At 66.5% G+C, this 22116-nt stretch carries 22 protein-coding genes and 1 tRNA gene; 8 read left to right on the forward strand and 15 right to left on the reverse strand.

Annotated elements, in window-relative coordinates; all coding sequences use genetic code 11:
• Positions 1 to 58: 58 nt before the first annotated feature.
• The 3 genes from ASG11_RS17545 to ASG11_RS17555 all read right to left on the reverse strand — a co-directional run bounded on the left by ASG11_RS17545 (position 59) and on the right by ASG11_RS17555 (position 2974).
• Positions 59 to 1009, reverse strand: coding sequence for a glycosyltransferase family 2 protein (locus ASG11_RS17545; RefSeq protein WP_055783632.1), 951 nt, complete (start codon positions 1007 to 1009; stop codon positions 59 to 61).
• A 144-nt stretch (positions 1010 to 1153) separates the two neighbouring features.
• The gene (gene tig / locus ASG11_RS17550) at positions 1154 to 2827 is read right to left on the reverse strand and encodes a trigger factor (RefSeq protein ID WP_055783346.1); all 1674 of its coding nucleotides are present in this window, start codon (positions 2825 to 2827) and stop codon (positions 1154 to 1156) included.
• Between the two features lie 62 nt (positions 2828 to 2889).
• A tRNA-Leu gene (locus ASG11_RS17555) sits at positions 2890 to 2974 on the reverse strand.
• A 146-nt stretch (positions 2975 to 3120) separates the two neighbouring features.
• Here ASG11_RS17555 and ASG11_RS17560 point away from each other — a divergent pair.
• Positions 3121 to 3330 (forward strand): hypothetical protein, encoded by a 210-nt coding sequence (locus ASG11_RS17560; RefSeq protein ID WP_201781370.1) that lies wholly within the window; start codon positions 3121 to 3123, stop codon positions 3328 to 3330.
• 10 nt (positions 3331 to 3340) lie between these two features.
• Positions 3341 to 3523 (forward strand): hypothetical protein, encoded by a 183-nt coding sequence (locus ASG11_RS17565; protein ID WP_201781371.1) that lies wholly within the window; start codon positions 3341 to 3343, stop codon positions 3521 to 3523.
• A 184-nt stretch (positions 3524 to 3707) separates the two neighbouring features.
• Here ASG11_RS17565 and ASG11_RS17570 read toward each other — a convergent pair whose 3' ends face one another.
• From ASG11_RS17570 to ASG11_RS17600, 8 genes are all read right to left on the reverse strand, one after another.
• Positions 3708 to 4328, reverse strand: a complete 621-nt coding sequence (locus tag ASG11_RS17570) for a hypothetical protein (RefSeq protein ID WP_055783351.1) — start codon at positions 4326 to 4328, stop codon at positions 3708 to 3710.
• An 8-nt stretch (positions 4329 to 4336) separates the two neighbouring features.
• Entirely contained in the window at positions 4337 to 5515 is a 1179-nt protein-coding gene (locus ASG11_RS17575; RefSeq protein ID WP_055783353.1) for a M48 family metallopeptidase, read from the reverse strand.
• A gap of 24 nt (positions 5516 to 5539) precedes the next feature.
• The gene (locus tag ASG11_RS17580; RefSeq protein ID WP_055783636.1) at positions 5540 to 6253 is read right to left on the reverse strand and encodes a hypothetical protein; all 714 of its coding nucleotides are present in this window, start codon (positions 6251 to 6253) and stop codon (positions 5540 to 5542) included.
• 619 nt (positions 6254 to 6872) lie between these two features.
• Complete coding sequence (gatB, locus tag ASG11_RS17585) at positions 6873 to 8348, reverse strand: Asp-tRNA(Asn)/Glu-tRNA(Gln) amidotransferase subunit GatB (protein ID WP_443024501.1); 1476 nt, start codon at positions 8346 to 8348, stop codon at positions 6873 to 6875.
• Positions 8339 to 9823 (reverse strand): Asp-tRNA(Asn)/Glu-tRNA(Gln) amidotransferase subunit GatA, encoded by a 1485-nt coding sequence (gatA, locus tag ASG11_RS17590; protein ID WP_055783356.1) that lies wholly within the window; start codon positions 9821 to 9823, stop codon positions 8339 to 8341. The genes gatB and gatA overlap by 10 nt, the downstream gene beginning before the upstream one ends.
• Positions 9820 to 9948, reverse strand: coding sequence for a hypothetical protein (locus tag ASG11_RS19390; RefSeq protein ID WP_269083408.1), 129 nt, complete (start codon positions 9946 to 9948; stop codon positions 9820 to 9822). The genes gatA and ASG11_RS19390 overlap by 4 nt, the downstream gene beginning before the upstream one ends.
• The gene (gene gatC / locus ASG11_RS17595) at positions 9945 to 10232 is read right to left on the reverse strand and encodes an Asp-tRNA(Asn)/Glu-tRNA(Gln) amidotransferase subunit GatC (protein WP_055783359.1); all 288 of its coding nucleotides are present in this window, start codon (positions 10230 to 10232) and stop codon (positions 9945 to 9947) included. Before gatC ends, ASG11_RS19390 begins: the two co-directional genes overlap by 4 nt.
• Before the next feature lie 38 nt (positions 10233 to 10270).
• Positions 10271 to 12082 (reverse strand): DUF4153 domain-containing protein, encoded by a 1812-nt coding sequence (locus tag ASG11_RS17600; RefSeq protein WP_236697583.1) that lies wholly within the window; start codon positions 12080 to 12082, stop codon positions 10271 to 10273.
• Between the two features lie 110 nt (positions 12083 to 12192).
• On the opposite strand from ASG11_RS17600, the gene ASG11_RS17605 reads away from it, so the two are divergent.
• From ASG11_RS17605 to ASG11_RS17620, 4 genes are read left to right on the forward strand one after another with little or no spacing between them, the layout of a single operon-like run.
• Positions 12193 to 13299 carry a DUF3089 domain-containing protein gene (locus ASG11_RS17605; RefSeq protein WP_055783362.1) on the forward strand — a complete coding sequence of 369 codons (1107 nt, stop codon included), beginning with the start codon at positions 12193 to 12195 and terminating at the stop codon, positions 13297 to 13299.
• Positions 13296 to 13760, forward strand: coding sequence for a Holliday junction resolvase RuvX (ruvX, locus tag ASG11_RS17610; RefSeq protein WP_055783365.1), 465 nt, complete (start codon positions 13296 to 13298; stop codon positions 13758 to 13760). Before ASG11_RS17605 ends, ruvX begins: the two co-directional genes overlap by 4 nt.
• 46 nt (positions 13761 to 13806) lie before the next feature.
• On the forward strand, positions 13807 to 14793 hold the full coding sequence (locus ASG11_RS17615; protein ID WP_055783367.1) for an aspartate carbamoyltransferase catalytic subunit: 987 nt from the start codon (positions 13807 to 13809) through the stop codon (positions 14791 to 14793).
• Positions 14790 to 16016: a dihydroorotase gene (locus tag ASG11_RS17620; RefSeq protein WP_055783371.1), complete on the forward strand. Its 1227-nt coding sequence runs from the start codon at positions 14790 to 14792 to the stop codon at positions 16014 to 16016. Before ASG11_RS17615 ends, ASG11_RS17620 begins: the two co-directional genes overlap by 4 nt.
• A 140-nt stretch (positions 16017 to 16156) precedes the next feature.
• On the opposite strand, the gene ASG11_RS17625 is transcribed toward ASG11_RS17620, so the two are convergent.
• From ASG11_RS17625 to ASG11_RS17635, 3 genes are read right to left on the reverse strand one after another with little or no spacing between them, the layout of a single operon-like run.
• Complete coding sequence (locus ASG11_RS17625) at positions 16157 to 17623, reverse strand: SPOR domain-containing protein (protein WP_082472950.1); 1467 nt, start codon at positions 17621 to 17623, stop codon at positions 16157 to 16159.
• 19 nt (positions 17624 to 17642) lie between these two features.
• Complete coding sequence (locus tag ASG11_RS17630) at positions 17643 to 18221, reverse strand: hypothetical protein (protein ID WP_055783643.1); 579 nt, start codon at positions 18219 to 18221, stop codon at positions 17643 to 17645.
• Between the two features lie 16 nt (positions 18222 to 18237).
• Positions 18238 to 18951: a ParA family protein gene (locus ASG11_RS17635; RefSeq protein WP_055783373.1), complete on the reverse strand. Its 714-nt coding sequence runs from the start codon at positions 18949 to 18951 to the stop codon at positions 18238 to 18240.
• A gap of 136 nt (positions 18952 to 19087) precedes the next feature.
• Between ASG11_RS17635 and ASG11_RS17640 the strand changes: the two genes are divergently transcribed.
• Positions 19088 to 20077, forward strand: a complete 990-nt coding sequence (locus ASG11_RS17640) for an SPOR domain-containing protein (protein WP_236697584.1) — start codon at positions 19088 to 19090, stop codon at positions 20075 to 20077.
• 239 nt (positions 20078 to 20316) lie between these two features.
• Here ASG11_RS17640 and serB read toward each other — a convergent pair whose 3' ends face one another.
• The gene (gene serB, locus ASG11_RS17645; protein WP_055783376.1) at positions 20317 to 21195 is read right to left on the reverse strand and encodes a phosphoserine phosphatase SerB; all 879 of its coding nucleotides are present in this window, start codon (positions 21193 to 21195) and stop codon (positions 20317 to 20319) included.
• Between serB and miaA the strand changes: the two genes are divergently transcribed.
• Entirely contained in the window at positions 21188 to 22114 is a 927-nt protein-coding gene (miaA, locus tag ASG11_RS17650; RefSeq protein WP_055783379.1) for a tRNA (adenosine(37)-N6)-dimethylallyltransferase MiaA, read from the forward strand. The genes serB and miaA overlap by 8 nt on opposite strands.
• The last annotated feature ends 2 nt before the right edge of the window (positions 22115 to 22116 follow it).

Below are 22116 nucleotides of genomic sequence, written 5' to 3' on the forward strand. Positions count from 1 at the left end.
AAGGCTATACATCGTCGCTGGCGGAAACGAGTTCAAGCCCTTCGCGCCCGCCCGCCGGTCAGGATCGGCGATCCGGCCCGCCCGGCGCGCGGTGCGACAGATAGGCCAGCCGCCGCATTTCCCGCCGTCCGCGCACCACCGTATCCAGGATCAGTCCGCAGAAGACGTTCAGCGCCGCCATGATGCCCAGGCCCGTGATCAGGATCGCGGTCGGGAAACGTGGCACCTGCCGTATCTCAATATAGGTCAGGATCAGCGGGATCGACAGGATCACCGCCAGCCCGGCGAAAAATGCCGCGATCACGCCGAAGAACAGCACCGGCCGTTCGATCCGGTAGAGCGTGGCGATCGTGCGCAGGATGCGGAAGCCGTCCGAATAGGTGCTGAGCTTCGACACCGATCCTTCGGGCCGCGCGAAATACGGCGTCTCGATCTCGCCGGTCGGCATCTTGAGTTCCAGCGCGTGGACGCTGATCTCGGTCTCGATCTCGAACCCCGCCGACAGCACCGGGAAGCTCTTCACGAAGCGGCGCGAGAATACGCGGTAGCCGGAGAAGATGTCGGTGAAGCTGCGTCCGAACAGCTGCGCCAGCAGGCCGGTCATCGCGCGGTTGCCGAGCTGATGCCCGCGGCGATACGCCGCCGTCTCTTGCGTCACACGCGATCCGACGACCATGTCGAGCTGTTCGTCCAGCATGCGCGCGATCAGCGCCGGCGCGGCGGTCGCGTCGTAGGTCGCGTCGCCATCGGCCATCACATAGATGTCGGCATCGACATCGGCGAACATCCGCCGGACGACCGCACCCTTGCCCTGGATGCGCTCGATCCGCACGATCGCCCCCGCCGCCCGAGCGACCTCGATCGTGCGATCGCGGCTGTTGTTGTCGTAGACGTAGATCGTCGCGTCGGGCAGCGCGGCGCGGAACGCCGCCACCGTCTGCGCGATCGCGGCTTCCTCGTTGTAACAGGGCAGCAGGACGGCGATGGTTGGAGCGGTTTCGGTTGTCATCGCCTGCCCCTGCCTGTTCATCCGCTGCCGACCTATCCAACTCGTCACCCCAGCATAGGCTGGGGTCTCGTGCGGCTCCTGTCCCGCAAGAGCCGCTTGAGATCCCAGCCTGCACTGGGATGACGACGTGTCAGAGGACGTGCGTTACGCCTTCTTCGCCGCCGGTTTCTTCGCCGCAGCCTTCTTGGCCGGTGCCGCCTCGTCCGCCGGAGCAGCATCGGCCGCTTCCGCCTTCGCCGCCGGAGCCTTCTTCGTTGCCGCCTTCTTCACCGGCTCGGCCTCGACCAACGCATCGCCCGGGGCTGCCGGCTCGATATCGGCCGCTTTGACCTTCTTGGCCGCGGCCTTCTTTGCGGGCTTTGCCTCGACCGGAGCTTCGGCCGCAGCCTCGCCCTCGGCCGGCTCGGCCTTCGCAGCGGCCTTCTTGCCCTTGCCCTTGGGCTTATGATTGTCGTGATCGTGCGTGTGCGTGCCGGACGAGAAGCCCTCTTCCGATTCGATCGCCGCTTCCAGCTCTTCGCGGGTCACGTCGCGATCGCTGATCTCGGCCTTCTCGAACAGGAAATCGACCACCTTGTCCTCATACAGAGGCGCGCGCAGCTGGGCGGCCGCCATCGGCTCCTGCTGGACGTAATCGATGAAGCGCTTGCGATCTTCCGGGCCGTATTGCTGCGCGGCCTGCGCGATCAGGCGGTTCATCTCTTGGCTGGAAACCTCGATGCCGTTGGCCTGGCCGATCTCGGACAGCAGCAGGCCGAGGCGCACGCGGCGCTCGGCGATGTTGCGATAATCGTCGCGCTCGGACTCCATCTCGGCGATCGCCGCCGCCGGATCTTCCTCATGCGTCGCTTCATGCTCGAGCTGCGACCAGATCTGGCCGAATTCGGCCTCGACCATCGACGGCGGCACCGGAAAATCATGCCCCTCGGCCAGCTGGTCGAGCAGCTTGCGCTTCATGTAGGTGCGCGTCAGGCCGTTCAGCTCCTGCTCGATCTGCCCCTTGAGCAGGCCCGAAAGCTGCTCGAGGCTCTCGAGGCCGAGATTCTTGGCCAGATCCTCGTCGATCTTGCTCTCGCCGGCGGTCTTCACCGACTTCACGACGAGATCGAACGTGGCGGGCTTACCGGCCAGATCCTTGGCCTGGTAATCCTCCGGGAAGGTGACGTTGATCTGCTTCTCGTCGCCGGCCTTCACGCCGATCACCTGATCCTCGAACCCGGGGATCAGGCGGCCCGCGCCGATCTCGACCGCCATGTCGGACCCAGTGCCGCCCTCGAACGCGACACCGTCGGCGGTCTTGCCGACGAAATCGACGGTCACGAGATCGCCGGCCTTCGCCGCATAGGCGGGCTCGGCATCGTCCCACGACTTCTGCTGGTCGGCGAACTTCTGCAGCTGTGCCTGCACCGCGGCTTCGTCCGCCGGCACCGTCAGGCGCTCCAGCTTCAGGCCATCGATCGACGGCGTCGGCACGTCCGGCAGGACTTCCAGCTCGACCTTGATCTCGGCATCCTTGCCGGCTTCGTAGTCGCCCTCGAGGCTGACCGAAGGCTGCATCGCCGGGCGGATGCGCTGTTCGGCGATCAGCGTCTGGATGCCTTCCTGGATCGAGCTGTTGAGCGCATCCTGGATCAGCGACGGACCGTGCATCTTGCGCACCAGGTTCGCCGGCACCTTGCCGGGCCGGAAGCCGGGCATGCGCACCTGCGGTGCAACGCGCTTCAGCTCGGCATCGACCTTGGAATCGATGTCCTTGGCGGTGATCTTCAGGGTGTAGGCGCGCTTCAGGCCTTCGTTCAACGTCTCGACAGTCTGCATTTCAACTCTCACGCCTTTTCAGGAATATTTTTTGCTCAGCCCCTCGCACTTACGCGAAGGACTGGTGCGGGCGAAGGGACTCGAACCCCCACATCTTGCGATACTTGGACCTAAACCAAGCGCGTCTACCAGTTCCGCCACGCCCGCACTCGGACACCGCAGGTCGGCGGCGTCTATAGCAACAGGTGGGCCGGGGGCAAGTCGCATCGCGCACGAGGCGCGACAGTGGCTTTATTGGCCCGTCCGGCAACCCTCCCGACCCCGGCGCGTTCAAGATGCCGAGGAGACTGATGATGGCGAGCAAGCCCCCCACCGAACTGCCCCCCTTCCCCAGCCAGCCGGCGCAGCCGGACACTAACACCCCGGCCCAGCCCGATCCCGCCCCGACCGAGCTTCCGACTCCGCAGCCGGACGTGGACGTGCCCGATCAGACGCCCGGCACCAGCCCCGACATCGCGCCGGGCCAGCCTTATGACGAAACCCCCGTCTCCCCCATTGCCTGAGGAACCGATCATGCCCGACGACAGCAAGCAAGATGATCGCAGCGACCTCCAGCAGGAGGTCGAAGCGCGCAAGGATGCGGTGGAGCGCGGCGAAGGCGGACGCGAGCCGGATGCCTTAACCTCGCCCGGGCTGCCCGACGGCGTCGGCGGCACCGGCGGAGAGACGAAGAATCAAGGGGACGACGCCCAGTAACGGCGCAGATCGGCTTGAAGCTTAAGCCCCTTAAAGATCCATGCTTCCCCGGCGGAGGCCAGGGCCCAGTTGCAAAGCAGGAGTGATCGAGCGCTGCGCGGAGTAACTTCGACTTCCGCGACTGAGCCCCGGCCTCCGCCGGAAAAGTACCGAATACACTTGTGGGGAAAGCAAAACTCATCGATTACTTCCGGGCCGCCCCAGCCTCGATCGCCGCACTCGCAACGACGGCCCGGTAGGCGGGAACGTCCCGTTCGAAATAATAGACGTCCGGCGCCTCGAACGTGATCATGTACAGCCGACCGTCGATGATCGCCGCCGACGCTTCGCCCTTGCGCCGCACCTCCTCGTTCAGCCGCGAAAACGTGAACGAGAATTTGATTCCCTTTGCCCCCAGAAACGTCGTCGACTGGACCGAATCGATCTTCATCACCTGGGTGTCGAGCGCGATGCTGTAGCTGTTCTCGAACAGCGCCGGGATATCGGTGAGCAGCATGTTCGACGCGAACCTCGGCAAGGGCTTGGCCCGCTTGTTCACTTCGCGAAACAGCGTCTTGTCGTTCTCGATCCCGCTATAGAAGGTCACGTCGTTCAGGCCGTCGCCATCGATCGTCCAGGTCTCCGAATTACGCCCCGGCCGGGCACCCATCCTGTTCCATTCGCGATCCGGGTTAACCGTCAGCCCGGATTTCGCGACCGCGACCTTTGTGCCTTGCGGGATCAGCTTGTTGCCCGCCCAGACCGGCACCGCGATCATCATCGCGAAACCCGCCAGAGCCGGGCCGAACGCCTTCACCACAGTCATCGTTCAACTCACTGCAAAAGAGTGGAAATCATCGCATTGTCCGAAGCATCCGGCTTCATCGCGAGATACTTTTTCAGCGTCTCCGCCGCTTGCGGATCCCGACTGCGCAACTGCGCCAGGCCCATACCGCGATACGCCTCGGCGTTGGTCGCATCCTGCGCGATGGCATCGCGGTAGAACGAGACCGCCGACACCAGATCGCGCGGATGGCCGCGCGTGCGGTACAATTCGCCGCGGGCGAACAACAGCGACGCGGTCCAGCGATCCCGGGCCAACCCGGTCAGCAGATAATCCGTGCCCTCGAAGTCGTTGAGCCTGATCTGGTCGGCCAGCAATTGCGGATGCCACGCGGTCAGCGCCGTGCGATAGCGCTCGGCCGCGTCCGCGCCGGACTTGTTCATCCCATCGGCGATCTCGCGCAGATACGTCGCGCGTTCGAGGTCGGTCGGGTGCGTGGCGAAGAACGACACCTTGTCATACCGCCTGCTGCGCTGTCTGCGGCCGTGCGCCGTGGCATCGGCCTCGTCCATCAGGCGGCTCCAGATCTGCGAGAAGCATTGCGGATCGTACGGCGAGGTCCTGAGATAGGCCATCGACAGGCGATCGGCCTGCCGCTCCTGCTCGCGCGAATTGGAAAAGATCGAACGAACGGCACTCATCTGCACCGACCGCGCGGCCCGCGCCACTTGGTACGCCCCGCGCCCACCGACGGCGACCGCCCCCGACACCACGACACCGGCCCATTCGAAGATATCGGTCGCGGTGCGGCGCTGCTTGAAACCGTTCAGGGAGTGACGCAGTTCGAAATGCGCGAATTCGTGCCCCAGGATCGCCGCCAGCTCGGCTTCGCTACGCGCCCGCAGCAACAGGCCGGTATGCACCAGCATCATGCCGTTCGGCGCCATCGATGCGTTGAAGCTGGCATCGCGCAGGATGTAGACCCGTACCGTCCGGCATCGGTCCTCGCCCACCGTCCGGCACACGACATCGCGGACATATTGGACCAGTCCGGGGTCGTTGATGACGGCCTTGGAATCGCGCAGCGCGCGCTCGGCTTCGTCCATCTGCATCCACAGCCCGCGCTCGTCCACCCCCTGCGGCTCGTACGCCGCGGTATAGGTTGGCAGCGCCGGGATCGCGTCGCCCTTGGCGAACGCCGGTGGCGTCGCGGCTAGGCACGCCGCCATGCACCAACCGCCCAAGCGGCGCACCTACTTGGCCGCCGCGATGGCCGGTGCCGGCTTCGACGTACTGCCCGGAAAATCCTCCAGCAATTGCGCGATGCGCTTCTGCGCCCCTTCGGGCGTGCGCACGTCACCGCCCATCGCCCGGTCGGCGTTGAGCCAGACAAGATCGCCCGTGCGCAGATCGACCAGACCCGCATAGCCGGCATGTTCGCCGGATTTCACCGAAACATACGCCATCGCCGCGACGATCTGCAGGATCTTGCGCCCGGTCGATCCGTATTGATCTTCGTTGTGGATGAACAAGGCATAGTCCGCGCCCGTCCCCTTGCCGATCTCGGCCACCCCCGGCCCCATCGTCCAATCGAACACGCCCTTGCGCTTCTTGGTCGGCAGACGATTGCCGGGAAAGAATTGATAGCGGATCACCGAGTCCGCGAGGACGGAAAACAACGCGCGATAATCCGCCATCTTCTCCGCCGCCGCGCCGATCGGCTCTTCGGCAACGATCACTTCGTTACCCAGTCTGCCTTGAGCAACGGCCAGCGCCGCGCCGAGATTTTCCTTGGCCTGCGCGGTCCAATCGGCGTTTGGTTCGAACATCCGCCCGGTCGATTGCGCACCGACCTTGATCGTCGGGCGGATCAACAAGATCTTAGCGGACTGCTCCTTGAGGACGAAGCCTTCCTTGATGCCGGACTTTTCTTGGGCATGGGCAGTATGTGTGCTCGAAACAAGCATCACCACCGCCAGAATAGGCGCCAGCAGACCGCGAAACATCGAAACCCCCATTGCTGCTTTCACCCCCGAACCGCAGCCACGGTGATATTAATCCACACCCTTCTGGACGATGCAAGCCATAGTTCAGTGCGGCCAGCGCGGAACCATGATAACCTTTCCCGTCCGCGCTAAACTTGATGACGTGTGGTTGAACAAGATCTTCGTCATTCCCGCGACGGCGGAAATCCATACTGGCTGGTCCAAGTAATTCTCACAAGGTGCAGCGACCATGGATTTCCGCCTTCGCGGGATTGACGATGTAGCAATCCCCGATTTCAAACAAAATCGCCAGGCGCTCACCTTCGGCAGGCAAGCAGAAGAGCTTTCTCATCGATTGGGGACGTCACGCTGTCCTACATGCCGCCGATCCACTATGCTCGAAGTCGCTCTTTGACATCGCCGAGAAATCTGACCGCACGCCCCGCCCGGCCCGACACGATCAGGCCGCGTACCGTGTGAACTTGTGTGAACTTCGGCGGCCGACACCGTCGTCCGCGCCGATACCGCGTGAACTTGCGTGAACTTCGCCGATTCGCGAATCGACGACGTCGTTACCGAATTTAGAGCGGCTGCCGGGCGTTCACCCCAGCGCCGTCTTCAGCAGGTCGTTCACCACGCCCGGATTGGCCTTGCCGCCCATCGCCTTCATCGTCTGGCCGACGAAGAAGCCGAACAGCTTGTCCTTGCCGCCGCGATAGTCGGCGACCTTGTCGGCATTGGCCGCCATCACCTCGGCGATCACCTTCTCGATCTCGCCCGTGTCGCTGGTCTGCTTCAGGCCGCGTTCCTCGACCACGGTGCCCGCGCCCTGCCCGGTTTCGAGCATGATCTCGAACACCTGCTTGGCGAGACTGCCCGAAAGCGTGCCGTCCGCGACGAGGCCGAGCAGTTCGGCCGCGCCGTCGGGCGTGATCGGCGAACTGCCGATATCCTTGCCCAGCCGGTTGAGCGCACCGAACAGTTCCGACGTCACCCAGTTCGCCGCCGCGACCGGCTTGGTACCCGTATCCAGCAGCGCATCGAACCAGCGCGCATTCTCCACCTCGGCCGTCAGCACCGCCGCATGATACGGCGTGACGCCCAGCGCCTCGTACCGCGCCCGCTTGGCGTCGGGCAGTTCGGGCAGACTTGCGCGGCATTCGTCGAGAAATGCCTGATCGAGTTCCAGCGGCAACAGATCGGGGTCGGGGAAGTAGCGGTAATCGTGCGCATCTTCCTTCGAGCGCATCGACCGCGTCTCGTTCCGGTCGGGATCGTACAGGCGCGTTTCCTGCACGATCTTGCCGCCGTCCTCGATCACCTCGATCTGGCGCTTGGCCTCCTGCTCGACCACCGCCATCACGAAGCGCACCGAATTGACGTTCTTCGTCTCGGTCCGCGTGCCGAGTTCCGGATCGCCGACCTTGCGCACGCTGACATTGACGTCGGCGCGCATCGAACCCTCTTCCATATTTCCGTCGCACGACCCGACATAGCGCAGGATCGACCTCAGCTTGCGCAGATACGCCCCCGCTTCGGCGGGAGACGCGAGGTCCGGCTTCGACACGATCTCCATCAGCGCCACGCCCGACCGGTTGAGATCGACATAGGATCGCGTCGGATGCTGATCGTGCATCAGCTTGCCGGCATCCTGCTCGACATGGATGCGCTCGACGCCGATCCGCTTGCCGCTCGCGTCCGGATTCTTGTCGTCCAGGCTGATGTCGATCGCGCCCTCGCCGACCAGCGGATGGTACAGCTGGCTGATCTGATAGCCCTGCGGCAGATCGGCATAGAAGTAGTTCTTGCGGTCGAAACGCGACCACGGATTGATCACGGCGTCGATCGCCATGCCGGTGCGCACCGCCTGGCGGATGCACTCGCGGTTCGGCACCGGCAACATCCCCGGCATCGCCGCATCGACCAGCGACACCTGCGTGTTCGGCTCCGCCCCGAAGGCGGTCGCCGCGCCCGAGAACAATTTGGCGTTCGACGTCACCTGCGCGTGCACTTCGAGGCCGACCACGACCTCCCAATCGCCGGTGTTGCCGCGAAGAGTATATGCGCTCACCACCAAGCCTCCGCCCGCGCGGTAAATCCAGCGCGTTCCTCCAATGCCAGACCCGCGTTCAGCACGCCCTGCTCGTCCAGCGCCTTGCCGATGATCTGCAGCCCCAGCGGCAGGTCGTTGGCATCCAGCCCGCCCGGCACGCTCATCGCCGGCAGGCCGGCCAGCGAGGACGGCACGGTGAACACGTCGTTCAGATACATCGCGATCGGATCGGCGCTCTTCTCGCCCAGCGCGAACGCGGCGCTGGGCGCGGTCGGGGTGAGCAGCAGGTCGCAATGCTCCCAAGCCCGGTCGAAATCGCGAGCGATGAGCGCGCGGACCTTCGAGGCCTGCGTGAAATACGCATCGTAGAAACCGGCCGACAAAACGTATGTGCCGATCATGATGCGGCGCTTCACCTCCGGCCCGAAGCCGGCGGCGCGGGTTGCGGCATACATGTCCTGAAGTCCTGCCCCCTCGGGCAGATCGCGCAGGCCGTACCGCACGCCGTCATAGCGGGCGAGGTTCGAGGACGCCTCGGCCGGCGCGATGATGTAATAGGCCGGCAGCGCATATTTGGTGTGCGGCAGCGAAACCTCGACGATCTCCGCGCCGGCATCCTTCGCCCAGGCGATGCCCTGCTGCCACAAGGCGTCGATCTCGGCCGGCATGTTGTCGACGCGATATTCCTTCGGAATCCCGATCCGCTTGCCCTTGAGATCGCCGGACAAACCCGCTTCCCACTTCGGCACGGGCAGGTCGAGCGAGGTCGCGTCCTTGGGATCGAACCCGGCCATCGCCTCCAGCATGATCGCGCAATCCCGCACGTCCCGCGCCATCGGCCCCGCCTGGTCGAGCGACGAGGCGAACGCCACCACGCCCCAGCGCGAGCAGCGGCCATAGGTCGGCTTGATGCCGGAAATACCGACGAACGCGGCCGGCTGGCGGATCGAACCGCCGGTGTCGGTGCCGGTCGCCGCCGGGCACAACCGCGCCGCGATCGCCGCCGAAGACCCACCCGAAGATCCGCCCGGTGCGAGCGCGGCATTGCCGCCGTCGCTCCGCCGCCACGGCGAGATCACGTTGCCGAACGCGCTGGTCTCGTTGGACGATCCCATCGCGAACTGGTCCATGTTCAGCTTGCCGAGCATCCCAGCGCCGGCATCCCACAATTTGCCCGACACGGTGGATTCGTACGGCGGCGTGAAGCCTTCGAGGATCAGGCTGGCGGCGGTCGAGGCCACGCCCTTGGTGCAGAACAGGTCCTTCATGCCGATCGGCACGCCGGCCAATGGCTTTAGCGTCTCGCCGGCGGCACGCGCCGCATCGGCGACCTCGGCGGCGGCCAGCGCATGGTCCGGGGTTTCGACGAGGAAGGCGTTCAACACCTTCGCCTTGGCGACATTGGCGTTGAATGCCTCGGCCACTTCGCGCGCCGAAAACGTGCCATCACGCACGCCGTCCCGAATGGCGGCCACGCCGAGATCGGTCAATTCACTCACAACGACACTCCCGTCACCCCGGCGAAGGCCGGGGCCGCTGCATTCTGGGCACCCGCTGTGCACACCAACGCGGCGATCCCGGCCTGCGCCGGGATGACGATTGGGCGGCTGGCGATGATCATCATTCGATCACCTTCGGCACGGTGAAGAAGCCATGCTCGGCCTGTGGCGCATTCGACAGCACCGCATCGCGCACGCCGCCATCCGTCACGACATCGTCGCGCAGGCGCAGATGGTTGGGGATCACCGCGGTCATCGGCGCAACGTCGCTCGTGTCGACCTCGCCCAACTGCTCGATCCAGCCCATGATGTTGTCGAGTTCCGGCGCGATGCGCGCCGCCTCGTCATCGGTGATCGCGATGCGGGCGAGGCTCGCGATCTTCTTCACGGTTGCGATATCAACTGACATGCAGGCGCGGCTAGCAGAGGGCGCGTTGCCCGCGCAACCTATTCGAACGGTTCGCCCACCGGAACGCCGCCGACGAACACCTGACGCACCGTCACCGGACGCACATCCACCCTGCCCGCCGCCAGCGCCGCCTTGAGGGCCTCGATCTGGGCCTCGTCGATCGGAGCCTTTTCGTTATCGCGCAATTCGCGCCATTTGCCGTCGCGCAGGATGAAGTGCGCCGGACCACAGCGATCGATCCTGATGACCGGAGCCTTGGCCTTGCCGTCCTGCGACCGCAATTCGTCGATGCAGGTGTCGCGCAATGCGATCGCTTCCGCACTGCCGGATGCATACAGCAGAGTGCACCGGTTCTTGTCGTTGGCCGTGCAGGCAGTCCAGTCGGTCAGCAGTTTGCGCAGGTCCTCCGGAACCGGCACCGCGCGTGGCAAGACGCGGAGCCGTTTCGTGAGTTGGTCCGCACTTCTGATCTGCGCGCCGACGTCGAAGAGTTCGTAGCGATTGGTCTTGGTCGAGGCCGCCACCGCCCGCGCCTTGATCGCCGCGTTGCTCGATGCCGTCAGCCGCTTGAGCGCGAGCTTGCCGGCATCGCCGAAATCGAACGCCAGTGCCGCCCAGTCGAACTTGTCCGGCGCGATCCGCCCGCTCTCCAGTCGCGCGACCTGATCGCGGGTCGATAGCGCGTTGAAGCTCAGCAGCGGCGTCGCGAGGAACAAGGCCAGCCCCGCCACGACGAAGGCCAGACGCAAATTGGCCGGGCGTGCACGGTCCGCCCAACGCGCTCGCCCGAGCAGGAGCGACACGAAATAGGCCAGTCCGTAAGCGCAGGCCAAAATCACGAAGGTCAGCGCCCAAAGCCGATCGGGCGTCAGGCCATATTGTCCGATGCGCAACCCGGTCGCGATCGCGGCGATTGTCGCCAAGGGCAGAATCGCCAGCGCCAGCGTCATCGCACCCCAGCGCAACACCGGGTTGTGCAATTCCTCGTCCGCGCCGTTGCCGATCACGGCATTGGCGAGGATCAGCGCGCCGATCACGCACCCCAGCAGGATCGGCGTCGTCGCCCGCGTCGCTTCCCACAGCGTGCCGAGCCCGGTGAACGGAAGCGAGACCAGGAACACCAGCAGCCCCACCCCCAGCACCGGCGCCAGCACGCCCAGCACCGCCGTCACCACCCGCTGCAACAGCCGCACCACCCGGTCGCGCTCGCGGAACAGGCCCAGCGCCCCGCCGAACGCCGCGCCGAACAAGGCGGCATCGAACCAATAGTGCCGCAGCAGGTCGCGCAGGAAATGCAGTCCGATCAGATCGAACAAGGCGGCCAGCAACAGCGTCAGCGCGAAGACGACGCCCGTGAAGGCCCAGCACGCGCACCACAAGACGACGTTCGTCCAGGCGTGGCCGTGAACCTCGACATAGGGAAATCGCGCCGCACCCTCGTCCCGCGCAGTCTGGAACAGCGGCACGAGGATCGCCAGCGCCAACACCAGGCTGGCGCTGCGCCAGTCGGAGAAGAACCCCCAGCCCGGCTCGCCATTCCAGTAGAACACCAGTCCGGCGACCAGCCCGATCGCGGCGGCGAAGCCGATCGCCCAGCTGATCCGCACCCGTTCGAGCGAGAAGCCGATCGCGGCCGCCGACCCCGCAATGCCGATCGCCAGCGCGACGCGCCACGCCGGCAGGGTCACCGGCGACCAGAAATATCCGTCGGCCCGGTGGATCAATTGCTGGACCAGTACCGCCGCCACGATCCCGATCCCCGCCAGGATGAACGGCCGCGCGCGCCAGCTCTCCGCGGCCTCCGCGTCTCGCGTGTCGAAATCGCCCATCGCATCGCTCTCCCCGTCCACGCCAAGACAACCCCCGTCCGATCGCGATTGCAAGCGCTGCATCGATGCTGCACGGAATCAACATTTGCCGCTCGGAGCGCTATGTTGCAGCGCACAACGGAGTTCGACGCTTGGCCCGGAAGTTCCTCTATGCCTTTGCCTGTCTCATCGTGCTGACGGTCGGCGCCGCCTTCGCCTATCGGCTGTGGGGGGTGGAGATCATCCGCTGGTGGGCGGTGCCCTCGGCTCGATTCGAGGCGCAGGACCCGGTTGCGGCCAATGCCTATGCCGACGCCAAGATGTGGCTGGCCCATCCCGGCCGGCGCGACGATGCCGCGCGCTGGACGCCACCGGGCTATAAGCCGGTCGCGAATGCGCCGGCGGCGGTATTCTACGTCCACCCCACCTCGTTCCTCGGCACCGCGCACTGGAATGCGAAGCTCGACGATGCCGAAAGCAATGCCCGCGCCGAACTGTTCCTGCGGGGCCAGGCGACGGCCTTCAACGCCAGCGGCGCGATCTGGGCACCGCGCTACCGTCAGGCGACGTTCGGCGCGTTCCTGACCGACGCCAATGCCGCGAAACAGGCGCTGGACCTCGCATACGGAGACATTTCGGCGGCGTTCGACCAGTTCGTGAAGGAGGCCGGCGACCGCCCGATCGTCCTCGCGGGACATAGCCAGGGGGCGTTGCACCTCACCCGGCTGCTGCGCGAGAAGATCGCCGGCACGCCGTTGGCCAAGCGGATCGTCGCGGCGTATGTCGTCGGCTGGCCGATCTCGCGCACCACCGATCTGGCGGCGCTCGGCCTGCCGGAATGCATGAGCGCCGATCAGGCCGGCTGCATCCTGTCGTGGCAGAGCTTCGCCGAACCGGCCGACCCGACGATGATCCTCGAGCAATACGACAAGACGGCCGGTTTCGACGGAAAGCCGCGCAACGGCACGCCGATGGTCTGCACCAACCCGCTCACCGGCACCGCGAATGCCACCGCGCCGGCCCAGGCCAATCTCGGCACGCTGATCCCGTCGGCCGCGCTCGATACGGCCCAGGTTCAGCCTGGCGCCGTCCCGGCCCGTTGCGATCCGCGCGGCTTCCTGCTGATCGGCGAGCCGCCCGCAATGGGCAATTACGTGCTGCCGGGCAACAACTACCACGTCTACGACTACAGCCTGTTCTGGACGAACGTCCGCGCCGATGTCGCGCGGCGACTGGCGGCATTTGGGAAGCGCGGATGATCACCACCGACCGTCTGCCCTTCCACGCCGCCCTGCCCGGCGCCGGCCGCCTGATCGGCCTCGACGTCGGTACCAAGACGATCGGCACCGCGCTGTGCGACGCCGGCTGGAGCTTCGCCTCGCCCGCCGTCCTGATCCGCCGCACCAAATTCCAGAAGGACAAGACCGCCCTCGCCCAGCTGATCGCCGAACAGCGCGTGGTCGGCATCGTCGTCGGCCTTCCCCTCCACCTCGACGGCAGCGAAAGCCCGCGCAGCCAGTCGACCCGCGCCTTCGCCCGCAATCTGGAGGACATGGCGCTGCCGATCCTGCTGTGGGACGAACGCTGGTCGACCCAGGCCGTCACCCGCACGCTGATCGAACAGGATGCCAGCCGCGCCAAACGCGCCGAACTGGTCGACAAGATGGCCGCCGCCTACATCCTGCAGGGCGCGATCGACGCGCTGGTGGCGATCGCCTGACGCAGGCCTTGCGCGCGCCGCCACGCGCCGTTACCGCACCCCTTTAATGCCAGCATCGGATCACAGCCCCGCGACGCTCCTGCCCGGCAGCGCCGTCTTCCCGCACCGGCATCTGACCGGCATCGCGGGATTGATGCCGCACGAGATCACCTTCCTGCTCGACGAGGCCGAGCAATGGGTCGAGGCCAACCGCGCCAAGAAGCGCGACAAGCGCCTGCGTGGCCTCACGCAGATCAACGCCTTCTTCGAGAATTCCACCCGCACGCTGCTGTCGTTCGAGATCGCCGGCAAGCGGCTGCGCGCCGACGTCGTCAACATGCACGCCGCCCAGTCGAGCGTGAAGAAGGGCGAGACGCTGATCGATACGGCGATGACGTTGAACGCGATGCGCGCCGACGTGATCGTCATCCGGCACGGATCGTCGGGCGCGGTGCGGCTGATCGCCGACAAGGTCGATTGCCCGGTGTTGAACGCTGGCGACGGCGCGCACGAACACCCCACGCAGGCCTTGCTCGACGCGCTGACGATCCGCCGCCGTCGCGGCAGCATCCACAATCAGCGCGTGGTGATCTGCGGCGATCTGCTGCACAGCCGCGTCGCGCGGTCGAACATTCTCGCGCTCACCGCGCTTGCCGCCGAGGTGCGGGTGTGCGCGCCCTCCACGCTGATGCCGGCCGGGATCGAGCGGATGGGCGTCACCCCATTCACCGATTTCGACGCCGCGCTGGAGGGTGCCGACGTGGTGATGATGCTGCGCCTGCAGAACGAGCGCATGGCCGGCGGCTTCGTCCCCTCCAACCGCGAATTCCACCTCCGCTACGGCCTGACCCTGAAGCGCCTCGCCAAGGCCCGGCCCGGCGCGCTGGTGATGCATCCCGGCCCGATGAACCGCGGCGTCGAGATCGACAGCGCCGTCGCCGATCATGTCGATCAATCCGCGATCACCGAACAGGTCGAAATGGGCGTCGCGGTGCGCATGGCTTGCCTCGACGTGCTGACCCGCCGCGCGCGTGGCGTGAAGGGCTGGGCATGATCCGCGACGTCGCCCTGCTCAACGCCGATCTCGTATGCCCCACCGGCGGGAGCAGCACGGGCGGCGTGCTCGTGCTCGACGGAGTCATCGCCGCGACCGGCGTGTTCGAACTGCCCGACGGCGTCGCGACGATCGACTGCAAGGGCAAGACGCTCGCCCCCGCGATCGTCGATCTCGGCGTATTCACGATCGACATTCCCGCCTTCCACGCCGGCGGCGTCGTCCGCGTCGGGCTGATGCCGGATCAGACGCCGGTGCTCGACGAACCGGGCGTGGTGCAGCGCGCGGCGCTGATCGGCCGGCCGGGCCTGTGGATCCACCCGATCGCGGCGGCGACCCGTGCGCTGGCCGGCAAGGATCTGGCCGAAATGGCGATGAACGCGGCGGCGGGCGCGAAGGCGGTCGGCACTGGCGAACGCTGGATCGCGGACTCGGGCGTGATGCGCAAGGTGCTGGCCTATGCCGGCGATCTCGGGCTCACCGTGATCGCGCAGGCCGAAGATGCCGGCATCCTGGGCAATGCCGTCGCGACGGCGGGCGAGACGGCGACCCGGATGGGCCTGCCCTCCGCCCCCGCCCTCGCCGAGCCGCTGGCCATCGCGCGCGACCTGATGCTGGCCGAGGAGACGGGCGCGAAGCTGCATTTCCGCCAGGTGACCACGGCCGCCGGTTTCGACCTGATCCGCGCGGCCAAAAGGCGTGGCGTCCACGTCACCTGCGGCATCACGCCGGCGCATCTGTTGCTGTCGGACATCGCGATGACCGACTTCCGCACCTTCTCGCATGTGTCGCCGCCGCTGCGCGACGAAAGCGATCGTCAGGCGTGCCTCGCCGCCCTGGCCGACGGAACGATCGATGTGCTGTGTTCGGGCCACGACCCGCGCGGGCCGGAGGAGAAGCGCCTGCCGTTCGCGGATTCGGCCAATGGCATGGCCGGCGCGGGGACTCTGCTCGCGCTTTCGCTGGGTATGGTCCGCGATGGCCTGATCACCGTGGAACGGCTGGTGACGATGCTGTCGGCCACGCCGGCGCGCATCATGGGTCTCGAAACCGGCACGCTGGCAGTGGGCATGCCCGCCGATCTGATGCTGTTCGATGCCGGTGCGCCGTGGCTGATCGACGGCGACAAGATGGTCGCGTTGGCCGGCAACACGCCGTTCGACGGACTGCCGGTGCAGGGCAAGGTGCTGCGCCTGTGGAAGGGCGGAACGGCGCTGATTTAGCCCGCGCGCTTGTCAAAGATTTACACCGCCCGCATCACGAAACACCGTCCGTCCTGAGCCTGTCGAAGGACTGCCTTTCTTCTCGACGGTCGAAAGAAGGACAGTGCTTCGACAAGCTCAGCACGGACGGTTGAATTTGCTTATTTCTTAACGGGCTTGGCCGCGACCTTCGCCGGAGCAGCGGCCTTGACCGCAACCGGAGCCTTGGCCGCCGTCGGGGCCTTGACCACCGCAACCGTCTTCACCGCCGCCGGAGCCTTGATCCACGCCGGAGTGCTGTCCCCGGCGCCGGTGCGCACGAAGCAATGGCCGCCCTTGGCGCGATAGCTGCGGCAGGTCTTGTCCGCGTCTTCGCGGGTGAACCCGCCGACCGACAGGCGATAGAAATTCCCGCTCTTGCCCGCGAACTGCGCACCCGACGGCGCACGGCCACCGAAGTGCGAGACGCGGCTGGCGCGGCCCCAGGCGTCCTTCGCGACGGCGGCGTTCTCGAACGCGCCGAGCTGGACGAAATAACCGCCCTTGGCCGAGCCCACGGCCGCGCCGACCGGAGCCGCCTTGGCCTTGGGTACCACGAAGGCGCTGGTCGCCGTCCTGGATTTGGCGACGAAGACATTGGCGATGGCCGCACCCGGCGCGCTCTCGCGCTTGGCGGGCACGGTGTTCACCGCGCGGGCCGGCAGAAGCTGGACGATCTCGCGACGCGGCGCGAAGCTGACGCTCGACACCGAAGCCATCACCGGCACCGGCTCGGCGGCTGGCGCAACGACCGGCGTGCCCATCGCGGCGGCGACCGCCGTCGCTTCGGGCTGCGCCTTGGGCATGAAGGTATCGACCGGCACGGCCGCGGCGACCGCGACGGTCTTGTTGCTGTTCAGCGCCAGCGCGACCGGCTGGCCGGGATCGACCACCGGCGTCACGCCAAGCAGCGAGGCGACCTGATCGGACGCCGATTTCGGATTGGCGAAGGCGGCCCATTGCAGGATGCGCGCGTCGAGATCGCCCGGCGCGACGTCCATCGCCGCGACGGTCTTGGCGTCCTGCCAGCGACCGGCAAGCGCGAGCGACAGCGCGAAATTCTGCCGCGTCTTGGCGTCGGCGTCGGGTGCGCGCACCGCCGGGCCGAGCAACTCGACCGCACCGCCCGGATCGCCGGCCAGCGCCATCGCCAGCCCGCGATCGCTTACCGGGATCGTCGCTGCATTGGCGTCGAGCGTGTGACGAGCGCCGTCCCAATTGCCCTCGGCGATTTCCGCCAGCGCAAGGTTCAGCGCAGCCTTGCCGTTGGTCGGATCCAGCACCAGCGCATCGCTGAATGCCGCGTGTGCCGAGGTGAAGCGACCCGCCTTGAGATAGGCCTGGCCCAGGATCAGGCGATAGGCGACGACGGCGGGATCGTAGCTGACCGCCGCTTCGCCGAACTTCACCGCCGCCAGCGCATCGTCACCGGCCAGCGCCTTGCGGGCGGAATCGAATTGCTTGCGCGCCATCTTGGTCGGATCGGACGCACCGGCATAGGCGCTGCCGCCCGCACCGACGATCGCGGTCATCGTGCCGGCAAAGGCGAGAGAGGACAGTCCCAAGGCGAGGAGTGCGCGGGTCTTCATCGGAAAAATCCCTATTCGATCACTTGCCAGCCCGGTTCGGAACCTGGCTCGCTAGCTCGGCAACATCGGGTAAAGTGGTTAAGAAAGCGTCTAACGCCTCGGTGACGAGCATCTGCGCCGAGCGCTTCTCGAGCGCACTGGCCAGCCGCAGCAGCAGGTGGCGCTCCGCATCCAGACGCAGCGTGAAGGCAGATTTCGCCGCGCCCTTGTGATGCGCGCGCGTCTCGCGCCCGATCCGCGTCGCGGTGGCGACGGATACCGATTTCCGCACCGGCTGTTCTTCGACCGGCGCGGGCGGCTCGATGGCGATCTGAGCCTTCGCAACCACCGGAGCCTTGGCGGCGACCGGTTTCTCCACGGCCGGAGCGGCCAATTCTTCCTGCAACGCTTCGCGCTGCAGCAGCACCGGCGGCACGGCGGCAACGACCGGCTCGGGTGCCGGCTCGGCTTCGCCCATGTCGTTCCAGCCGAGATCGTCATGCACGCTCTGCGGCGCACCGAAGCCGCCGAAACCTTGCGGGCGCATCGCCGGACGGGCGGTGCCCTTGCGCGCAAGCAGGGTGGAGGACAGCGAAGCGAGCGGTTTCTGGGTTCTCATCATGTGCCCGCGCTCCTCAGCTGACGACCCGGCGACCGAAGCCACCTGCGGCGGTGCGCTGCGGCACATAAGTGTTGGCGCCCGGCGCCGAGAACACGGTGCGGCGGAAATTCTTCTCCAGGCGATCGGAGATGTACGACCACAGCGCCTGCACCTCCTGCGCCGATCGGCTCTTAGGGTCGCATTCCATCACGGTGCGCCCATCGATCATCGAGGCGGCGAAATCGGTGCGGTGGTGGATCGTCACCGGCGCGACCGTGCCGTGCTGCGACAGCGCGACGGCGGCTTCGGACGTGATCTTGGCCTTCGGCGTGGCGCCGTTGACGACGAACAGCAACGGCTTGCCGGCGCGCTCGCACAGGTCGACCGTGGCGCCCACGGCGCGCAGATCGTGCGGCGACGGGCGCGTCGGGATCACGATCAGCTCGGCCACCGCGATCACGCTCTGGATCGCCATCGTGATCGCCGGGGGCGTATCGATCATGGCGAGCTTGAATCCCTGCTGGCGCAGCACCTCAAGATCGGCGGCAAGCCGCGCGACGGTGGTCTGGGCGAAGGCGGGATATTCCGCGCCGCGCTCGTTCCACCAATCGGACAGCGACCCCTGCGGATCGATGTCGATCAGCACGACCGGGCCGGCCCCGGCCAGCTGTGCCTGGACGGCCAGGTGTCCGGATAGCGTGGTCTTTCCGGACCCGCCTTTTTGTGATGCCATCGCGAGAACGCGCATGTGTCCCAAGAACTCCCCAATTCGAGCCTGGGAGATCGCACGGCACCTCTCAAGAAGACGTTAACGCCGTAACGGAAGGCGGCGCGGGCGGGTTGCGCTAACGATCCGTTTACCATCCTCCCGATAGGGAAGCGCCATGACGGAATTTTCGGATGCGGGAACATTCATGCCCAAGCGCGTATCTCTGCTGGCTCTCGGTCTCGCCGCCCTGATCACGACGACGTCCGGCACGGCGCTGGCCGACGTCAAACATGGCATCGACCTGTGGAATCAGGGCGATTATCGCAAGGCGGCGGAGGAATGGCGCACCGCCGCGATCGCCGGCGATGCGCAGGCACAGTTCAACCTGGGTCAGGCCTACAAGCTCGGCCGTGGCGTGCCGACCGACATGCCGATGGCCGAAAGCTGGTATCGCAAGGCCGCGTTGCAAGGCCTGCCGCAGGCCGAGGTGAATTACGGTCTGGCGCTGTTCGATCGCGGCGACCGCGCCGGTGCGCTGCCCTGGCTGGAAAAGGCGGTGGCGCGCGGCGAACCGCGCGCGCAACTCGTGCTCGGCACGATGCTCTTCAACGGCGACGGCGTGTCGCGCGACTATCCCCGCGCTTACGCGCTGATGGTCCGCTCGTCCGCCGCGAACGTCCCCTCCGCCTCGAAAGTGCTCGCGCAGATGGACCAATACGTCCCACTCGCCGACCGACAGCAAGGCATGATCCTCGCCCGCCAATACGAAGCGAACGCGCAACGCACCGATCTGCCGGCGCCGGAAATCGCCGGTCAGGGCAATGACAATGCAATGCGTGCGACCGAACTTCCGGCATCCAGTTACGAGGTGAGCAATCGCCAACCCGCCCCGCGCGCCGCGCCGCCACGCCCGGTCGCGACGGCTCGCGTCGCTTCCGCACCTCCCGCGCCAAGCGGCAACTGGCGCGTCCAGCTGGGCGCTTTCGGCGACCCCGCGAACGCGCGCAAATTGTGGACGCAGGTCGACGGCAAGTTTGCCGGTCGCACACCTTATTACGTCAAATCGGGTGCCCTCACCCGTTTGCTCGTCGGCCCCTATGCGACGAATGCCGAAGCAGCGCGCGCCTGCGCCGCGATCAAACCCTGCGTACCGACCGGAGGCTGAGCCCAGCCCAGCCCATCACACCGTCTGTCCTGAGCTTGTCGAAGGACTGTCTTTCTTGTCAACCGTCGAGAAGCAGGAGAGTGCTTCGACAAGCTCAGCACGGACGGGAAGTGTGGATGTGGCTTTCCAGATAGCTGCCTTCCTCGTCACCCCAGCGACGGCTGGGGCCTCAAGCGGCAAACACGCGCCGATTGCCACGAGATCCCACCCTTCGCTGGGACGACGAATGGGTGGTCGGTTCACCCCAAAACCCAATCCGCCCGCTTGATCCCCTGCGCATACAGCAACGCCGTCAGATCGTTGTGATCCACCCGCGCCGCCGCCGCCTGCGCCACGATCGGCTTGGCCCGGTACGCCACCCCAAGCCCGGCGCGCTCGATCATCGCCAGATCGTTCGCCCCGTCGCCCACCGCCAGCGTCGCCATGGCCGACAGCCCGCGCTCGGCGGTCGCGGCCAGCAGCGTTTCCAACTTGGTGTGCGATCCGACGATCGGCTTGGCGACCTTGCCCGTCAGCACGCCGCCCTCGATTAGCAGCCGGTTGGCGATCGCCCGATCGAACCCGATCGTTGCCGCCACCGGCTCGGCGAAGCGGGTGAAGCCGCCCGATACCAGCACGGTCAACGCGCCCCGCGCCTGCATCGTCCGCACCAGAGCGGCGGCACCGGGCATGATCACCACGCGCTCCTTCAAACACGCCTCGATCGCCGCCTCGTCGAGATTCTCCAGCAGCGCCACGCGCGCATCCAGCGCCGCCTCGAAATCCAGTTCGCCGCGCATCGCGCGTTCGGTGATCTCGGCGATTTGCGGCTTGATGCCGGCATAATCTGCCAGTTCATCGATGCATTCGACCGTGATCATCGTCGAATCCATGTCCGCGACGAGCAGCTTCTTCTCGCGGCCCGCCGCCTGCACCACCACGTCGCCCCCGGGGACCGCGCCTTCCAGCGCGGTGCGCGCAGCTTCGGGAAGTTCGGCGAAACTCAGGTCCGCCGCGAAGCCGTCGTCGATCCACGCCACCTCGCCCGGCGCGCAGCCGGCTTCGGCCAGCCGGTCGCGACACGAGGAAATATCGCCCCCGGAAAGCGTCCCCGGTGCTATCAACGTGGCAATGAACATCGCAACCCTCCCGAAGCTGGCGCTCATCGCAGGGCCGACCGCCAGCGGCAAGTCCGCGCTGGCGATGGAATTGGCGGAAAGGCACGATGGCGTCGTCATCAATGCCGACAGCGCGCAGGTCTACGCCAACCTGCGCATCCTCTCCGCCCGCCCGAGCATCGCGGACGAGGCCCGCGTCCCGCACCGGTTGTTCGGCTATATCGACGGCGCGGAAAGCTGCTCCGCCGCGCGCTGGGCCGACGATGCCCGCGCCGCCATCACGGAGACGCACGGGCTGGGCAAACTGCCGATCCTCGTCGGCGGCACCGGGCTCTACATCCGCACCCTGCTCGACGGCATCGCGCCGGTGCCGGAGATCGATCCGGCGATCCGCGAGCAGGTCCGTGCCCTGCCCGTCGCCGAGGCGCACGCGCAACTCCGGCATGCCGACGCGCAGGCCGCCGCCCGCCTGGCCCCCGCCGACACCACCCGCGTCGCCCGCGCCCTGGAGGTCGCCCGCTCCACCGGCCGCACGCTCGCCGAGTGGCAGGCGCACCGCGCGGGCGGCATCGCCGGGCAGGTTCACCTAATCCCCACCATCCTTTTGCCCGATCGGGACTGGCTGCTCACCCGTTGCGACATCCGCGCCGAAGCGATGCTGGAGGACGGCGCGGTCGCCGAAGTCGCGGCCTTGCTCGCACGCGACGATATCGCACCCAACCTCTCCGTACGTCGCGCGATCGGCGTGGCCGAGATTGCCGACTGGCTGACGGGTAAAACAACACGCGAACAAGCACTTGAGGCACTTCGCCTGGCCACACGCCAATACGCCAAGCGGCAGTTCACCTGGTTCCGCAATCAGCCGCCAGCCGATTGGCCCCGAATATTAGCGTCAGAAATTTCCAATTATATTGCTCAATACGATAGATTATTACAATAATA

Source organism: Sphingomonas sp. Leaf357 (genome assembly GCF_001423845.1).
Lineage (GTDB): Bacteria > Pseudomonadota > Alphaproteobacteria > Sphingomonadales > Sphingomonadaceae > Sphingomonas.

Coding starts and splice junctions, on each gene's coding strand:
- ASG11_RS17545 (WP_055783632.1), bottom strand. CDS start 1,009: ATGACAACCGAAACCGCTCCAACCATCGCCGTCCTGCTGCCCTGTTAC.
- tig (WP_055783346.1), bottom strand. CDS start 2,827: ATGCAGACTGTCGAGACGTTGAACGAAGGCCTGAAGCGCGCCTACACC.
- ASG11_RS17560 (WP_201781370.1), top strand. CDS start 3,121: ATGGCGAGCAAGCCCCCCACCGAACTGCCCCCCTTCCCCAGCCAGCCG.
- ASG11_RS17565 (WP_201781371.1), top strand. CDS start 3,341: ATGCCCGACGACAGCAAGCAAGATGATCGCAGCGACCTCCAGCAGGAG.
- ASG11_RS17570 (WP_055783351.1), bottom strand. CDS start 4,328: ATGACTGTGGTGAAGGCGTTCGGCCCGGCTCTGGCGGGTTTCGCGATG.
- ASG11_RS17575 (WP_055783353.1), bottom strand. CDS start 5,515: ATGGCGGCGTGCCTAGCCGCGACGCCACCGGCGTTCGCCAAGGGCGAC.
- ASG11_RS17580 (WP_055783636.1), bottom strand. CDS start 6,253: ATGCTTGTTTCGAGCACACATACTGCCCATGCCCAAGAAAAGTCCGGC.
- ASG11_RS19390 (WP_269083408.1), bottom strand. CDS start 9,948: ATGATGATCATCGCCAGCCGCCCAATCGTCATCCCGGCGCAGGCCGGG.
- gatC (WP_055783359.1), bottom strand. CDS start 10,232: ATGTCAGTTGATATCGCAACCGTGAAGAAGATCGCGAGCCTCGCCCGC.
- ruvX (WP_055783365.1), top strand. CDS start 13,296: ATGATCACCACCGACCGTCTGCCCTTCCACGCCGCCCTGCCCGGCGCC.
- ASG11_RS17615 (WP_055783367.1), top strand. CDS start 13,807: ATGCCAGCATCGGATCACAGCCCCGCGACGCTCCTGCCCGGCAGCGCC.
- ASG11_RS17620 (WP_055783371.1), top strand. CDS start 14,790: ATGATCCGCGACGTCGCCCTGCTCAACGCCGATCTCGTATGCCCCACC.
- ASG11_RS17625 (WP_082472950.1), bottom strand. CDS start 17,623: ATGAAGACCCGCGCACTCCTCGCCTTGGGACTGTCCTCTCTCGCCTTT.
- ASG11_RS17630 (WP_055783643.1), bottom strand. CDS start 18,221: ATGAGAACCCAGAAACCGCTCGCTTCGCTGTCCTCCACCCTGCTTGCG.
- ASG11_RS17635 (WP_055783373.1), bottom strand. CDS start 18,951: ATGCGCGTTCTCGCGATGGCATCACAAAAAGGCGGGTCCGGAAAGACC.
- ASG11_RS17640 (WP_236697584.1), top strand. CDS start 19,088: ATGACGGAATTTTCGGATGCGGGAACATTCATGCCCAAGCGCGTATCT.
- miaA (WP_055783379.1), top strand. CDS start 21,188: ATGAACATCGCAACCCTCCCGAAGCTGGCGCTCATCGCAGGGCCGACC.
- serB (WP_055783376.1), bottom strand. CDS start 21,195: ATGTTCATTGCCACGTTGATAGCACCGGGGACGCTTTCCGGGGGCGAT.